At 50.6% G+C, this 15,374-nt stretch carries 13 protein-coding genes; all 13 read left to right on the top strand.

Annotation, left to right across the window (positions count from 1 at the left end; genetic code table 11):
- The first annotated feature begins 103 nt into the window (after positions 1 to 103).
- The 13 genes from M3661_RS17485 to M3661_RS17545 all read left to right on the top strand — a co-directional run bounded on the left by M3661_RS17485 (position 104) and on the right by M3661_RS17545 (position 15,279).
- Entirely contained in the window at positions 104 to 3,460 is a 3,357-nt protein-coding gene (locus tag M3661_RS17485; RefSeq protein WP_251487042.1) for an AfsR/SARP family transcriptional regulator, read from the top strand.
- 142 nt (positions 3,461 to 3,602) lie between these two features.
- Entirely contained in the window at positions 3,603 to 4,982 is a 1,380-nt protein-coding gene (locus tag M3661_RS17490; protein WP_251487045.1) for a substrate-binding domain-containing protein, read from the top strand.
- A 15-nt stretch (positions 4,983 to 4,997) separates the two neighbouring features.
- On the top strand, positions 4,998 to 5,864 hold the full coding sequence (locus tag M3661_RS17495; RefSeq protein WP_021258569.1) for an ABC transporter ATP-binding protein: 867 nt from the start codon (positions 4,998 to 5,000) through the stop codon (positions 5,862 to 5,864).
- Positions 5,842 to 6,546: an ABC transporter ATP-binding protein gene (locus tag M3661_RS17500; RefSeq protein WP_021258568.1), complete on the top strand. Its 705-nt coding sequence runs from the start codon at positions 5,842 to 5,844 to the stop codon at positions 6,544 to 6,546. The genes M3661_RS17495 and M3661_RS17500 overlap by 23 nt, the downstream gene beginning before the upstream one ends.
- 29 nt (positions 6,547 to 6,575) lie before the next feature.
- On the top strand, positions 6,576 to 7,442 hold the full coding sequence (locus tag M3661_RS17505) for a branched-chain amino acid ABC transporter permease (protein WP_065290653.1): 867 nt from the start codon (positions 6,576 to 6,578) through the stop codon (positions 7,440 to 7,442).
- Positions 7,442 to 8,458, top strand: coding sequence for a branched-chain amino acid ABC transporter permease (locus M3661_RS17510; RefSeq protein WP_021258566.1), 1,017 nt, complete (start codon positions 7,442 to 7,444; stop codon positions 8,456 to 8,458). Before M3661_RS17505 ends, M3661_RS17510 begins: the two co-directional genes overlap by 1 nt.
- Positions 8,455 to 8,763, top strand: a complete 309-nt coding sequence (locus tag M3661_RS17515) for a hypothetical protein (RefSeq protein WP_021258565.1) — start codon at positions 8,455 to 8,457, stop codon at positions 8,761 to 8,763. Before M3661_RS17510 ends, M3661_RS17515 begins: the two co-directional genes overlap by 4 nt.
- Positions 8,741 to 9,802, top strand: coding sequence for a 3-oxoacyl-ACP synthase (locus M3661_RS17520; RefSeq protein WP_251487048.1), 1,062 nt, complete (start codon positions 8,741 to 8,743; stop codon positions 9,800 to 9,802). Before M3661_RS17515 ends, M3661_RS17520 begins: the two co-directional genes overlap by 23 nt.
- Positions 9,799 to 10,743, top strand: coding sequence for an intracellular short-chain-length polyhydroxyalkanoate depolymerase (phaZ, locus tag M3661_RS17525; protein WP_251487051.1), 945 nt, complete (start codon positions 9,799 to 9,801; stop codon positions 10,741 to 10,743). The genes M3661_RS17520 and phaZ overlap by 4 nt, the downstream gene beginning before the upstream one ends.
- 25 nt (positions 10,744 to 10,768) lie before the next feature.
- On the top strand, positions 10,769 to 11,512 hold the full coding sequence (gene fabG / locus M3661_RS17530) for a 3-oxoacyl-ACP reductase FabG (RefSeq protein ID WP_036619097.1): 744 nt from the start codon (positions 10,769 to 10,771) through the stop codon (positions 11,510 to 11,512).
- On the top strand, positions 11,509 to 13,116 hold the full coding sequence (locus tag M3661_RS17535) for an acyl CoA:acetate/3-ketoacid CoA transferase (protein ID WP_311279587.1): 1,608 nt from the start codon (positions 11,509 to 11,511) through the stop codon (positions 13,114 to 13,116). The genes fabG and M3661_RS17535 overlap by 4 nt, the downstream gene beginning before the upstream one ends.
- Before the next feature lie 253 nt (positions 13,117 to 13,369).
- Positions 13,370 to 14,359, top strand: a complete 990-nt coding sequence (locus M3661_RS17540) for an ABC transporter permease (RefSeq protein ID WP_251487054.1) — start codon at positions 13,370 to 13,372, stop codon at positions 14,357 to 14,359.
- 11 nt (positions 14,360 to 14,370) lie between these two features.
- Positions 14,371 to 15,279 carry a carbohydrate ABC transporter permease gene (locus M3661_RS17545; RefSeq protein WP_065290648.1) on the top strand — a complete coding sequence of 303 codons (909 nt, stop codon included), beginning with the start codon at positions 14,371 to 14,373 and terminating at the stop codon, positions 15,277 to 15,279.
- The last annotated feature ends 95 nt before the right edge of the window (positions 15,280 to 15,374 follow it).

Raw genomic sequence — 15,374 nt, forward strand, 5'->3', positions numbered from 1 at the left:
CCGAGGTCAGCCGCTCATTTTTTTGTAAAAGTGCTTGAAGCAGGTATAACTGTGATACAATATACAGGACAACATTGGAAAATGGAGGAATTGGAGGTTCTGCATGAAAGAAGGCCGCGTGCTTAAAATGAAATTAATGCCGCCCCCTCTAAAGAAGCAGCTGCTCCACCGTCCTCGTCTTGCTAAGGTGCTAACCCGAATTACAGATTTCCCGCTCACCATATTGACCTCTGGTCCGGGATTCGGCAAGACGACGGCGCTTTCCGCCTATTTGCGCTCCTCGGACATGACGTATGCATGGTACGGAGCATCTCCCCAAGACAATGACTTTATCCCATTTGTATCCCATATCATTTATACGTTGCGGCAATCGGTTCCCGATTTCGGGGAATCGCTGCTTGCTGAGCTGCACAGCGGTGGAAATCGGAACAGCAGTGAAGATATCATTGCCTTGGCAGACTTATTTTTGAATGAGTTGGTATCGCTTTCAGAGCGGACGATATTAATCATTGATGATTACCACCTCGTCGAACCGACTACAAGCATTGACGAATGGATGCAGTATGTTGTGTCCTATTTGCCTGATTGCGACAAGATGGGCATCGTCATTTCCTCACGCGCCAAGCCTCAGTGGGATGGTCTAGCTGCATTGCGCATTCGAGGCCATGTACTGGAAATTGGCAAGGAAGAGCTTGCATTCAATGAAGAAGAAATTGAAGTGTTGTACAGCGATTATTACGGGTACCCGCTTACGAAGCAGCAGCTTGAGCGGATCTATAAGCAGACGGAAGGCTGGATTATTGCGGTACAGCTTATATGGCAGCGGCTGCTGTCCTCCAATGGCTCGCTAGAAGAACTTCTGCAGGCGCCAAGAGATACGATGGAGGAGTTGTTTCAGTTTCTGGCATTGGAGCTGTTCCAGAAGCAATCTTTGTCGATGCGCTCTTTCATGCTGGAGACGAGTATCTTTGACGAGCTTACCGGCGACTGGTGTGATGCCGTATGCGGGCGAAGCGGTTCACATGCGCTGTTGTTTGAGCTGTGCGGCAGCGGCTTCTTGTCATCAGTCGATGATAAACAGTTCCGCTATCATGCCCTGTTCCGTGAATTCCTGCTCGATCAGTTGAGAAGACAGCATGATCGTTACGTGTCTTTGGCGAAGCAGGCCATTCACATCTTCGCGTCGCGCGGCCGCTATGATCTGGCGATGGCACAGGCGATGGTGCTGCAGGATGGCGAAGAGACGGCACTGCTGCTGCAGGATGGGGGCGAAGAGTTGATACAGGGCGGTCATTTGGAATTCGTCCATGCCTCCTTGCTGACGATTCCGGAGCGTACGAAGCGAAGATACCCATATTTGCATGTGCTGCATGGGGATATTATGCGTTATCGCTGCCAGTATGAAGAGGCGTCAGCCCAATACCGCATAGCCGAATATGAAGCAGATAGTGCCAGCAATCGCATTGTTCAGATGATGGCCCTTGAAGGGCAAGCTCTCTTATTTCTGGATACGATACAACCTGGCAAGGCAGAGCCTCTGCTGGAGCGTGCGATTGCAATTGCAGAGTCGCTCTATGGAGGCCGGATCATGCATGTAGATCGAATTGAAAGCGTTCACTTGCGGCATTCAAGCTATGAATCAGGTGGAAGGGTTCGAACGGGCGAGCGTGAGCGTCTTGGCCGCTTATATACATTAATGGCTGAAAATATGCTTAATGCGGGTAGAGGAACAGAAGCGCAGCTCTGGTATGATCGGGCTATTCATATTCACGCAGAGGGAAGAGACTGGCTGCTTGAAGCGCGGTTGTTCCTCCGCACCGGCAGACTGCACAAGGCGAAGTCGAAGCTAATGCATGCCCAGATGATGGAACAGGAACAGGGTTCGCTCTTCCGCGGACTTAGCTACCATTCCAAGACATTATCCCGCTCGCACCGCGAGATTGATCTGCTGCTCTCGCTTATTAGCAGTATGTGCGGAGAGCCGGTTGCGGCGAAGGAGGCGGCAGAAGCGGGAATGATGCAGGGCATTCGCCTCAAGGCGCCCTTCGTAGAGGCTTGCGGATGGATGCGAATGGGCCATGCTGCGCAGCTGACTGGGAAGTATGATGCGAAGGTAGCTGCTGATTGCTATCAGGCGGCGCTCTCTATCATGGAACGGCTGGAAGTGAAGCGCGGCAGCGCAGAGCCCTATATGGGACTCTGCTTGCTCTTCGGCAGAGCTCGTTCAGCAGATACGGCTCTACGATACGGGCATAATGCTTGGGAGAAGACGCAATTCGCGAATGATGGCTGGCTCACCTCGCTAATTAGGCTGAGCATGGGCATTGCACTGTTCAACGCGAATCGGTATGCCGAAGCCGAGGATGTATTCCGTGAATGTAGTGAACGTTTCCTCGCTTGCGGTGATGGCTTCGGCAGCGCTGCTGTTGAGATGTGGCTCGCATTATGCGCCTATCGGACAGAGCAGGACAGCAAGTTCGCGGTTGCGATGGAACGCTTTTTGGCGCGGACGGAGCGGGAAGGCTACTCGTTCCTGATCACGCGGCGTACATTGTTCGGGCCGAGCGACACGCAGCAGCTCATTCCGCTGCTTATTGAAGCGGTACGACTTGATATTTGCCGTTCCTACGCATCGACGCTGCTTACGGAGTTAGGACTAGATCAGCTTACGTACCATCCTGGATATACTTTGTATATACATACGCTTGGGAATTTTTCTGTCCAGCTTGGCGATATTGAGTTGTCGGACAAAGACTGGCAGCGTGGCAAGGCAAAAGAGCTGTTCCAGCTTCTTGTGACCAGACGGACTTGTTCGTTGACGAAGGAAGAACTGCTGGATTCTCTGTTTCCTCAATCAGACGAGAAGGCAGCCAATAGAGACTTCAAGGTGGCGCTAAATGCCTTGAATACGGCTTTGGAACCGCATCGTCGTGTTCGTTCGAACCCTTATTACATCATTAGACGGGGAACCACCTATCAATTGAATCCGACTGCGGGCTGGGTGCTCGATGCCAATCGCTTCGAGATGGCGATCGAACAAGGGCTTGAAGCTGGCGATGTGGAACATGCAATCAAACTGCTGGAAGAAGGGCTCCTTATCTATGAAGGCGACTATATGCCTGAACGCCGTTACGAGGATTGGTGCATTGAGGAACGGGAACGCTTGCAAGTGTTATTCATGCGTGGAGCAGAGAGATTGTCTTGCCACTATGCGGCTATGAATACCTTCGACAAGGCGATCCGCTGGGCGGAATCGATTGTAGCGAAGGATCGCTGCTGGGAAGAGGCGTACCGAATCCTGATTGCTTGTCATCTTCAAATGAATAATCGCAATCAAGCTTTGCGCTGGTACAACAAATGCCGCAAGGCGTTGGAGGAAGAGCTAGGGATTGAGCCGATGAAAGATATCCGAGAACTTGTTCAGGACATATCGAGTGTAATTCTGGTTGATGCCGAGTAAGAGGGGACTGCTGCGGAATGTTGCTTGCTTATCTGTTGATTAAGCTGGCAGTGTGTCGTGCTGCGGTTTCCTAACCGATGCAACTCATTTGTAACTATACCCTCTTATGATGAATGGGAAATGATTCGTAAGGGGGTTTTTGGTGTCTATGACACAGTTATTTATTCGTGAAACAAGCAATCAGAAGGAAAAATTGCATCGCAGCCATGATAAGCAACGGGTGGTTCGCATACAGATGTCAAGACTATTGCTGCTCAGCTTCATGTCCTTTCTCCTGCTGCTGACAGCTGCTTGTGGAAGCAGTGGAAGTGATGCGGGAGGGAACTCCGCGAAGCAAGAGAATAATGGTGCAGCATCGACAGAGAACAAGAATAATCAAACGGAAGAAAAGAAATTTTCCGATGGAGATAAGACGCCAATCAAGATCGGGGTGCTTGCTTCCATGTCGGGGGCGCTTGAGAGTTACGGCAAACAGACGGTTCGCGGATTCGAGCTTGGCATCGACTATGCCACACAAGGTACGAGGACGATTGATGGACGGCCAGTTGAATTCATCGTAGAAGATACGGAAACGAAGCCGGACGTTGCCGTTAAGAAGGCAACCAAGCTGCTTGAAACCGATAAGGTTGATTTCCTTGTTGGTTCATCCAGCTCAGGGGATACATTAGCGGTTCTTCCGCTTGCTGAGGAATACGAGAAGATTATGGTCGTCGAGCCGGCTGTTGCGGATAGCATTACAGGCGAGTTGTGGAACAAATATGTATTCCGCACTGCACGCAATTCCTCGCAGGACGCGGTTGCAGGCGCGGCGGCGATAGCGAAGCAGGGCGTTAAGATTGCAACGTTCGCACCGGATGGCGCGTTCGGCCGCGATGGCATTAAGGCGTTCAAGGAAGCAGCGATCAAGCTTGGTGCGGAAATTGTAGAAGAGCAGTACGCGGACGCTACAGCAACGGATTTTACCGCGAACATTCAGAAAATTGTAAGTGCAAAACCGGATTACTTGTTCGTAGTATGGGCGGGGGCGAACACGCCGTGGAAGCAGCTCAAGGATATGAAGGTAACGGAGCAAGGCATCAAACTGTCTACTGGAGCTCCGGATATCGCAGCTCTGAAGACAATGCAGGAGCTGGAGGGGATGGAAGGCTTCTCGGTGTACTACTATTCACTTCCGAGCAATGATGTGAATAAATGGCTCGTAGAAGAACATACGAAGCGATTCAATGGAGATTTGCCAGATTTGTTCACACCTGGCGGCATGTCAGCAGCGATCGCGATCGTGGAAGCGGTGAAGAAGACGGGCGGGGACACGACTGCCGACAAGCTGATTGCAGCGATGGAAGGAATGACATTTGATGCGCCGAAGGGCAAGATGACGTTCCGAGCGGAGGATCATCAAGCACTGCAGACGATGTATGCGGTGAAGCTGGAGAAGAAGGATGGTACCGATTATCCGGTTCCTGTGCTTATCCGTGAACTGTCGCCAGAAGAGACGGCACCGCCGATTCGCAACAAACGTTAACTAGGAGGTCGGGACATGAGCGGAGCGGAGAACAACCTCAGGACGGCCGAGTCGCTGCCGATTGAACAGGGGACGAATAGAGCTCGCCGCTCCCATTCGTCCCAAGCAGTGGATAAAATTTTGAGCACAACAGATTTGACGATTGCGTTCGGCGGACATATCGCAGTACAGGAAGTGAACCTCACCGTTGAGCGAAATCGCTTCAAGTCAATCATTGGCCCAAATGGTGCAGGTAAGACGACCTTGTTCAACTTGTTAAGCGGCGAGCTGCGGCCAACTTCTGGCCAGGTCCAATTCGAGGGGCGCGACGTGACGTTGCTGCCCCCATTCGAACGGACAAGGCTTGGGATGGGGCGATCCTTTCAGATCACGAATGTATTCCCCAATCTGACGGTGATGGAGAATGTACGGCTTGCTGTCCAATCCAGACATGGTGTTCGCATGAATTGGTATCGATCACTGCGAGCGTATCGTCAGTTTGAGGAAGAAGCGGAGCATTGGCTCGATATGGTGCTGCTTGGAGGAAGAGGCAGTGCTACAGCGAAGCACTTGGCGCATGGAGAGAAGCGCAAGCTGGAGCTAGCGATGCTGCTGGCGCTCCAGCCGTCCCTTCTTCTGCTCGACGAACCGACTGCTGGCATATCGGTGGAAGAGGTTCCAGCGATTATGGAAGTGATCCGTCGGGTGAGGGATGCCAAAGATCGAACGATATTACTCATTGAGCACAAGATGGAGATGGTTCTGGATTTATCCGATACGATCGCCGTTCTGTTTAATGGGAAGCTGCTTGCAGATGGGCATCCGGATGAGATTATGAATAATGAATTGGTACAGTCTGCTTACTTGGGAGGGTTGTATGATGACACTGCTGCAGGTGAATGAAATTGAAACGTATATCGGACAGTTTCATATTTTGCAAGGGGTCACCTTCCAAGTGGAGTCTGGTGGGATTACCGTACTGCTTGGCCGCAATGGGGCGGGCAAGACGACGACACTGCGTTCCATTATGGGATTGAATCCGGCATCCAAGGGAGAAATCCGCTATAAGGGAGAACGATTGGATCAGCTTCCGACGCATCTCATTGCTCGTAAAGGGGTCGGTTATGTTCCAGAGGATCAGGGAATCTTCGCTGATCTGACGGTAGGAGAAACGATGCGTATTGCGATGAGAGGGAATAGCGGAGAGGCTGCTGCTAGGCTGGAATGGACAATGGAGCTGTTCCCAGATCTTCGTCGCTTCTGGAACCGCAAGAGTGGACTCTTGAGCGGAGGGCAGAAGCAGATGCTGGCGATCTCCCGGGCATATGTGAACGACAATGAATTGCTCCTCATCGATGAACCTAGCAAAGGTCTTGCCCCGATTATGGTGGAGAAGCTGATGGAAGCTATCCAGCAGATGAAGGAGAAAACGACCGTGCTACTAGTTGAGCAGAACTTCCTTATGGCGAGCCGCATTGGAAGCGCGTACTACATGATGGACGAAGGGCGCGTCGTGAAGGCAGGAACGATGGATGAACTGCGTTATGACGAGGAGACACGGCGGAAGTATTTGGGCATTGCATAACCGATGCGCCAAAGAGGAGGGAGTATGTATTGAACGGGTTCATCAATCTGATTGTTAATGGGCTTGCGACCGGAATGCTCGTCTTCCTGCTCGCGTCGGGGCTGACACTTATATTCGGGCTTATGAGCGTGCTCAACTTCGCGCACGGCGGCTTGTTTGCCTGGGGTGCCTATAGCGGGGTGTGGTTGTATGCGGCAACGGGCTCATTCGTCTTGGCGATTGTGGGAGCAATTCTTGTTGGAATGCTGCTTGGCTTCATGATGGAACGCATTGTCATTCGGCCCGTGTACGGCAATCATGTGCAGCAGATTCTGGTCACGCTAGGCGTTATGCTCGTGTTAAGTGAATTGCTCAAAGTTGTATTCGGCCCGAATCCACTTAAGGCGGATGCCCCGCCTATACTCAGCGGAAGCTGGGAAGTTGGCGGAGTGATTCTAATTAAATACCGAATCTTCATCATCGTAATTGGTGCGCTCGTGTACGGCGGATTATTGTTCATATTGAAGCGTACGAAGATTGGTCTAATCGTGCGCGCAGGCGTTATGAATCCGGAAATGGTTCAAGCGCTAGGCATTCCGATTCGGCGTGTATTCACGCTTGTATTTATGGTTGGGGCAGGTCTGGCGGCACTGGGAGGCGTACTGCTTGCTCCATACTCAGGAGTGATATTTGCCGAAATGGGCATGCAATTTGCCATTCTTGCCTTCATCGTCGTTGTCATTGGCGGCATGGGGAGCATCCAAGGCTCTGTACTGGCTGCACTGTTAGTTGGCTTGTCGGGAGCATTTATGGCCTATTATGTGCCGGACTTGTCGCTTGCAGGCAATATGCTGTTGATGGTGGTTGTCCTTCTCATTAAGCCGTCAGGCTTGTTCGGGGCGAAGGGGGGAGCGTAATGAGACATATAAACATCGGAACGAAATGGTTCCTTCTGCTCGTCATTGGACTTGCCGTGCTGCCGTGGATCAATGACTCGCGCAGCTTCCTTATTATTATGACGCAAATTTGCATCTTCGCCGTTTTTGCGATGAGTTACGACATTTTGCTCGGTTATACAGGCATTGTCTCATTCGGTCACTGTATGTTCTTCGGTATTGGTGCGTACGCAAGTGGGGTCATGCTCGATCGGATGGGGGCTAACATCGGAGTCTTGCTGCTGTCGATTGCAGCAGGTGTGATCTTGTCGGCGCTGCTCAGCTATCTGGTAGGCATGTTGTCTTTGCGTTTGAAGAATCACTTTTACGCAATGCTTACGCTGGCCTTTTCCGGATTGCTGCTTGTCTTGGCGGAGAAGTGGAGGTCTCTGACGCGAGGAAATGACGGCTTCACGTTCCCGATTCCCTCAGAGCTGAAGGATCGGACGGTGCTGTACATAGTATCGCTCGCTGTGATGGTTGTCATCTATATGCTGCTCAGAAGGTTCACGCAATCCCCCGTCGGTCGTGTATTGGTTGCGATACGTGAAAATGAGCAGCGAACCGCTTCGCTCGGCTATGAGATCATCCACTACAAGGTGTTTGCAAGTGTAGTCGCAGGTGTAGTCGCCAGCATTAGCGGATCCATGTATGTGCTGACACTACGATTCGTCAATACGACGGTGTTCGCGATGGATATGACCTTGAACGCGCTTCTGATGACGATTATTGGCGGCGTTGGGACGCTATTCGGGGCGATTATTGGCTCAGCGATTATTGAATGGGCGCACCATGGCCTAACTGAGCTGGCAAAGTTTCACCCCATATTCGAGAGATGGATTATTTTCTTTGGCCTTCTCTATATTGTCGTCGTGCTCGTCTTCCCAGCAGGTATAACCGGAACGCTCCGATTGTGGTGGATGAAGCGGAGAGGAAGGAGAGCCTCTTCGTCTCCTACAGAGACAGCATCTCGACATGGGAAGGAGGAGGCAGGATGACTTCTCGCAGGCAGAAGGACTCGGCTGCGGAGCACTTGGATGAGGATGTGCACTTGGAGGCTCATGACAGTCGAAATCAGTACAATCGACATCATTTGGTTGAGGATACCTCTGTGGTTGGTTCCTTTGTCGTCCGCTGCCGGGTGCGGCAGGAGACCGAGGGGGTGGACGATTGGCGAATCCGAATTACCTATGTACAGGGCCAGGAAGAGCAGACCGTTGCTTCATGGGAGGAAGCGGTTGGCTATATGCAGCTGATGATGAAGCGGGGGAATGACGTGTATGAACGAGAACGGAATGAATGAAAGAGAAAAGAATGAGCAGTCGATCGTCCGTCTGTTGTCCGTAGGAACTTATATCCCTGAACCGAAAATGACTAGCAGCGATATTGCAGAAGCATCAGGCATTCCTCAGCATATTGTGGAGTCGAAGCTGGGCATCCGGCAGAAGCCTGTACCAGGGCCTGATGATCATCCCTGCGCGATGGGGGTTGCAGCAGCGAAGGAAGCGATTCGTCGTGCCCAGATCGCGCCTGAGGAAATTGATCTCATTATATATATCGGTGAAGAATACAAGGAATACCCGGTATGGACGGCGGCTCTTCAACTGCAGCATGAGATTGGAGCTGTAAATGCGTGGGGTTTCGATATGGGCTCCCGATGCTGTACGGCAATTATGGCCGCTCAGACAGCGAAGTCGATGATGTTGGGGGATGCTCGTATTCGCACTGTGCTGCTTGCTGGTGGCTATCGCAACGGCGACCTGATTGACTTAACGGACCCGAACACTCGCTTCATGGCGAACTTGGGTGCTGGCGGCGGAGCGATGCTGCTCCAGCGTGGGGCGGGCCCTTCGTATCCAGAGGTGCTGGATTCAGCAATTATTACGGATGGATCATTTGCGCAGGATGTCATCATTCAAGCAGGGGGAACGAAGGAGCCATTGACGGCTGAGCTATTGGCGCAAGGTCAGGCTTGCTTCCGAGTCCCAGATCCAGAACGGATGAAGTCGCGACTGGATGCGGTGTCGATGCAGCGATTCACTCAGGTGGTGGAACAAGCTATTCAGGGTAGTGGATATACGATCTCGAATATTGATTTTATCGGCTTACTTCATATGAAACGATCTGCACATGAATTCGTGCTGCGTTCCTTGGGGATTCCCGAAGAACGTTCCGTTTATTTGGAGGACTACGGACATATCGGTCAATTTGATCCGATTCTATGTATTGAATTAGGCGTAAATCGGAAATTAATTCAACCGGGCAGCATTGTTGTATTGGCAGCTGCGGGCATCGGATATGCGTGGGGAGCTCTCACCTTAAGATGGGGGGATGAAGCATGAAGATTCATTTAAAATCCGTTGAATTGCCAAATGGGGAAACACTCGGATACCGTGAACGTGATGGCGGCGATGAGGTAGTTGTGCTGATTCATGGCAACATGAATTCGTCCTGTCATTGGGACGTCTTGCTGGAACAGATGGATGCTCGGTATAAGCTGTATGCGGTCGACCTGCGGGGATTTGGTATTTCTACCTATCATACGCCGATTGAGTCCTTGTCTGATTTCACTGCAGATGTGAAGCAATGGGTCGATTTACTCGGTCTAACTCGTTTTACCCTCATTGGCTGGTCGACTGGCGGCGGGGTGGCAATGGAGTATACTGCCGCTTATCCTGATGAGGTAAAGCGGCTAGTGCTGTTGGCAAGCGTCTCGACTCGTGGATATCCATTCTATGAGGACGGATCGGATGGTTTGCCAGATGTTACGCGCCGGATTACGACAATAGAAGGTATTCGATCATTGGCTCGCAATACCCTCATCGAATCTGCAAACATACGTCGGGATCGCCGGTTTATGAAGCAATTGTATGAGGCCGTTATCTATGATCGGAATCAACCGGAAGAGGCAAGATACGAAACCTATATAGACGATATTTTGACGCAACGAAATCTGATGGATGTGTATCATGCGCTGAACACGTTTAACGTGAGTGTATTTGATCATGAAGCATCTCCGGGAAGCGGGGCTGTGAAACGAATTAAAGCCCCCGTTTTGGTTCTGCGGGGCATGCAGGATTTAGTTATTACTGAGGCGATGACGAGAGAGACGCTGGCCGATCTGGGAGACATTGCGGAGTTCGTTCCATTGACAGGATGCGGTCACTCACCGTTAGTTGACGATCTTCCGCAGCTGCTGGATGCAATTGAGTCCTTCTTGGGGAGAGATTCATCAGAAGCAGCTCCTAGCGGGTCAACTGCATCGGCCGGCCATACAGATTGAAGGGAGACAGGGGAAGACGATGACGATGAAGCTTACAGGGAAAACGGCAATCATTACAGGCGGAGCAAGCGGCATAGGGCTTGCAGCGGTACACTTGTTTCTTGAGGCAGAGGCGAATGTTGTCATCGCTGACTTCAATGAGACGGCGGGACAGCAAGTGATCGATGAGCTGGCAAGTGAACAGCGTGATCGCGCGTTATTCGTGAAGACGAATGTAGCGGATGAAGAAAGCGTGCGGCAACTGATGGAGCAGACGGTTGCAACATTTAGCGGTATCGACATTCTGATCAACAATGCTGGAATTACACGTGATGCAATGCTGCTGAAGATGACCCCAGAGCAATGGCAGGATGTAATCAATGTGAACTTGAATGGAGTGTTTCTATGCACGCGTCTTGCAGCTCCTTATATGGCGGCGCAAGGCAAGGGTAAAATCATTAATACTTCATCGATTGTTGGCGTTCAAGGCAATATTGGACAGACGAACTATGCTGCGACCAAAGCAGGCGTCATTGGCATGACGCGTACATGGGCTCGGGAGCTAGGATATAAGGGGATCTGTGTGAACGCGGTTGCCCCAGGCTTCATCGCAACAGAGATGGTGGCCAAGATGCCGGACAAGATTATTGACAGCATGCGTGAAAAAGTACCGCTGCGCCGATTAGGACGGCCGGATGAAGTTGCACAAGCGTATTTATTCCTCGCTTCGGATGCAGCTGATTATATAAATGGAACAGTGCTGGAAGTGAACGGAGGGTTGTCCATTTGAATGGACTAGATGCTCGTCACAGCACTGTAGATAGCGGATTCGATCAGCGGCTGAATCAACCGCTTGTCCCGCGCCGCTGCGCTCAGGTTATGAGCGCGGATGAAGCGGTGGCGCTTATTGCGAATGATGCAACGGTTGCTGTGGGAGGCTTCGTTGGATGTGCTCACCCAGAAGCGCTTACGTCAGCGTTGGAGCGCCGTTTCTTGAAAGAGGCGGCGCCGACAGGGCTTACAGTTGTGTATGCAGCCGGACAAGGGGATGGCGTTGTTCGCGGCGTGAACCATCTTGCATATGAAGGCATGGTGAAGCGGGTCATTGGAGGGCATTGGGGACTTGCTCCGCGTTTGGGTGCGCTTGCGCTCGATAACCGGATAGAAGCCTACAATTTTCCGCAGGGTGTGATTGTACATCTCTATCGTGATATTGCTGCAGGCCGATCGGGGACATTGACCCATGTCGGCCTTCATACCTTTGTCGACCCGAGGAATGGAGGGGGCAGGCTGAATGCAAGCACGGTGGAAGAGCTTGTAGAGCTGGTGCAGCTTGGAGGCCGAGAGCAGCTCTATTATCGAGCTTTTCCAATTCATTGCGCTTTCGTGCGCGGCACGACTGCTGATGAGCGCGGCAATATCTCCATGGAGCGAGAGGCAGTAACATTAGAAATGCTGGCACTTGCTCAAGCAGCGAGGAACAGCGGAGGAATTGTAATTGCGCAGGTAGAGCGCATCGTGCCGCACGGAACCATGCATTCGAAGCAGGTAGTCATCCCAGGCATGCTGGTCGATGCTGTCGTTGTCGCTAGGCCAGAGGAGCATACAATGACGTTCGCAGAGGTATACAACCCCGCATATGCTGGGGAGATACAGCAGGAATCGTCCGCCGCATATGTGCCTCCAATGGCAAGAGATGAACGGCTAGTCATTGCACGGCGAGCCCTTAAGGAAATCCCCTCCCACAGTGTTGTTAATCTCGGTATCGGACTGCCTGAGGGAGTTGGATATGCAGCACTTGAAGCGGGACGAACAGATATGACGCTGCTGCTTGAATCCGGCCCTGTTGGTGGCATACCTGCACGCGGGTTAAGCTTCGGCGCATCTGCGTTTGCGGAGGCTATTCTTGATCAGCCAGCTCAATTCGACTTCTTCGATGGAGGAGGGATTGATGTTGCTTGTCTGGGGATGGCAGAGGCAGACGGCAGAGGAGACGTGAATGTGAGTCTGTACGGAGGCAAGCTGACAGGCTGCGGCGGCTTCATTAATATAAGCCAAAATGCGAAGAAGCTTGTCTTCTGCTCCACCTTTACGGCTGGCGGTCTGAAGATGGAGATGGCTGATGGGGGCCTTCGTATCCTTCAAGAGGGACGCTTCCGGAAGTTCGTTCGGCAGGTAGAGCAACTCACCTTCTGCGCAGATTATGCACAGCGACGTGGCATCGAAGTGCTGTATGTGACAGAGCGCGCAGTATTCCGGCTGCATGCAGGGGAACTAGAACTTATCGAGATGGCACAGGGACTATCGCTGGAAGCAGATATTCTAGCCAATATGGACATCGTGCCTCGCATTAGTCCACAGCTGAAATGGATGGGAGAGGATCTGTTCCGATAGGGACTGTCATGGACTGTTATAGAGACTGTCTCATAAGCTGAGGCTGATTTACTGCCTGTAAGATGATAACTGGTAATGTGAAAGGTCGAGTAAGGGGTACGTTGGTACCCTAACTCGACCTTTTGTTTTATTGCTGCTTCGCCTCCATCACCTGCGTCTGCAATGGCTGTTCTAGGTGATTTTCAAGGCAGCGAAAATATTGTGAGCGCTATCAAAAAATGTTGCTTGCCTTACAAAACCGGGCGAGATTATCATGAAATTGCGGAAGGGGCCCAAAAATTACCGCAATCGATATGGAAAGGGGAAGATCATGAAGACGAACAGTCAACCGGGGGGACGCCGATCATTTCACTTGCGTGAAAATGCTCAACTCTACCTTATAATGCTTCCCGTTCTACTTCATATTTTTATCTTCAGTTATATTCCGATGTACGGGATAATCATCGCATTTCAAGATTATTTCCCGGGAAAACCTTTTTTCTCATTTACAGATACGAATTGGGTAGGTTTTAAACACTTTATTGAATTTTTTAATGGTCCGTATTTTGGGAGATTGATGCGTAATACGTTCTCGCTCAGCTTTTATTTTCTGGTGTTTGGCTTCTGGGTGCCCATTCTGTTTGCGGTACTGCTTAACGAACTGAAGAGTGGCATCTTCAAGAAGTACGTACAGACCGCAAGCTACTTGCCTCACTTTATTTCGAACGTCGTCGTTGCGGGCATGGTGTTGTCATTCATTAATACAGATGGAATCATTAATACCATCGTGAAGATGTTCGGCGGGGCACCGGTCGCGATAAACACGGAAGCGGGGTATTTTCCGGCCATTTATACGATTACGAGCATATGGAAATCATTTGGCTGGAGCAGTATTTTGTATTTGGCAGCCATGTCCTCTGTTGATCCTCATTTATACGAAGCTGCCAAGATGGACGGAGCCAACCGCTTTAAACAAATCCTCCATATTTCGTTGCCATCCATTCGTCCGACCATCTTATTCCTGCTTATATTCGCGATTGGCAGTCTGTTTTCAGCGAACAGCGAGTTTATTTTGTTGATCTACAACCCAATGGTATATGAAACGGCGGATGTCATTGGCACCTATTTGTACCGCGATGGCTTGCTTGGAGGACAATTCAGCTTAGGAACGGCAGTTGGGCTGTTCATATCGGTCATCAACTTCACGCTGCTGTATTTCGCAAATACGCTAAGCCGTAAATATTCAGATTATGCCTTGTGGTAAGGAGGAGTACAATGGCCTCGGTCAGGAAAAATCCGAACAAGATCAGGGAAGGCTCTGTCGTGGTCGACATTATCTTGTACGCGATCGCGCTCGTCATTTGCTTAATCACCCTGTATCCGTTTTATTTCGTCATCATCATGTCGATCAGTTCGCCTTCGGAAGTAGCCGCCATGAATGTTGTTTGGTTTCCGAAAGGCTTTAACCTAAGCTCATATGAATTGATCGTAAGAGATGCGAAAATGTGGTGGGCGTATTCGAACACTTTGATTTATGTCGTCGCAGGCACGCTTTTGAACTGCTTAATGGCTGTATTGGGTGCATACCCGTTAACGGTGCGCAATCTGAAGGGGCGAAAATGGATCGTTGTATTTCTACTAATTCCGATGTATTTCGGGGGTGGATTAATTCCCTCCTACCTGCTCGTGAATAAGCTCGGGATGTACAATACCATGTTTGCAGTTATTATCCCCGGGATGGTCAGTATTTGGAATATTATCCTCGTCAGGACGTTTTTTATGACGATTCCAGATGGTCTGAAGGAATCTGCTTTTATCGACGGGGCCTCCCATCTGCAGCTGCTGTTTAAGATTATATTGCCGATTTCTAAGCCGATTCTTGCCGTTATTGCGATTTATTCGATTGTCGGCATTTGGAACAGCTGGTTCGACGCGCTTGTCTATCTGCCGAACGAAAAGCTTCATCCGCTGCAAATGTATCTATACCGTGTCGTCGTTCAACAGTCGGTGGATCTAAAGATGTTATCGCTGGAAGATACCAAAAATGCGGTGGCGAACATGTTGACCAACATCCAGTTAAAATACGCGATTATCGTTTTTACGGCATTGCCTGTCATATTTACGTATCCATTTTTTCAAAAGTATTTCATCAAGGGAGCGCTTCTTGGTTCTTTAAAAGAGTAGGACTATACTCTTTGAGGGAACAGATCGAATTAACGTCGAAGGGCATTGCGGTCTGGACTATAAAGAATGTTTTTTACAGATTGAAAGCGTTTACA

Origin of the sequence: Paenibacillus sp. MER 180, assembly GCF_023713665.1 — a bacterium.
Lineage (GTDB): Bacteria > Bacillota > Bacilli > Paenibacillales > Paenibacillaceae > Paenibacillus_B > Paenibacillus_B suaedae.

Bases quoted from the DNA above. Each gene is read 5' to 3' on its own strand.
- M3661_RS17485 (WP_251487042.1), top strand. From the start codon at position 104: ATGAAAGAAGGCCGCGTGCTTAAAATGAAATTAATGCCGCCCCCTCTA.
- M3661_RS17495 (WP_021258569.1), top strand. From the start codon at position 4,998: ATGAGCGGAGCGGAGAACAACCTCAGGACGGCCGAGTCGCTGCCGATT.
- M3661_RS17500 (WP_021258568.1), top strand. From the start codon at position 5,842: ATGACACTGCTGCAGGTGAATGAAATTGAAACGTATATCGGACAGTTT.
- M3661_RS17510 (WP_021258566.1), top strand. From the start codon at position 7,442: ATGAGACATATAAACATCGGAACGAAATGGTTCCTTCTGCTCGTCATT.
- M3661_RS17515 (WP_021258565.1), top strand. From the start codon at position 8,455: ATGACTTCTCGCAGGCAGAAGGACTCGGCTGCGGAGCACTTGGATGAG.
- M3661_RS17520 (WP_251487048.1), top strand. From the start codon at position 8,741: ATGAACGAGAACGGAATGAATGAAAGAGAAAAGAATGAGCAGTCGATC.
- phaZ (WP_251487051.1), top strand. From the start codon at position 9,799: ATGAAGATTCATTTAAAATCCGTTGAATTGCCAAATGGGGAAACACTC.
- fabG (WP_036619097.1), top strand. From the start codon at position 10,769: ATGAAGCTTACAGGGAAAACGGCAATCATTACAGGCGGAGCAAGCGGC.
- M3661_RS17540 (WP_251487054.1), top strand. From the start codon at position 13,370: ATGAAATTGCGGAAGGGGCCCAAAAATTACCGCAATCGATATGGAAAG.
- M3661_RS17545 (WP_065290648.1), top strand. From the start codon at position 14,371: ATGGCCTCGGTCAGGAAAAATCCGAACAAGATCAGGGAAGGCTCTGTC.